Origin of the sequence: Pseudonocardia sp. EV170527-09 (assembly GCF_008369905.1) — a bacterium.
In the GTDB taxonomy this organism is placed as follows: Bacteria; Actinomycetota; Actinomycetes; order Mycobacteriales; family Pseudonocardiaceae; genus Pseudonocardia.
Window position 1 is genome coordinate 1 of sequence record NZ_VRMC01000540.1, and the last position, 256, is coordinate 256.

Here is a 256-nt window from a genome sequence, read left to right on the forward strand (position 1 = left end):
TTCTCCACGACCTCGGGTAGTCCTTTCAGCCCGTCACAGACCAGGAAGAACACGTCCCGCACGCCGCGGTTCCGCAGGTCGGTCAGCACCGACTGCCAGAACTTCGCGCCCTCACCACCGGTGCCGGCCCACAGGCCCAGGACATCCTTACAGCCGTCGATGGTGACCCCGATCGCGGCGTAGACCGGCCGGTTCGCGACGTGGCCGTCCCTGACCTTCACGTGGATGGCGTCGATGAACACGGCCACATACACCG

General features: G+C 66.0%; 1 protein-coding gene. It reads right to left on the bottom strand.

All coding sequences use genetic code 11. The annotated features are described in order from the left end of the window. Nucleotides 1–256, bottom strand: a 256-nt coding sequence (locus tag FVA95_RS30075; protein ID WP_193564462.1) for a transposase, incomplete at both ends; no start/stop codon positions are given.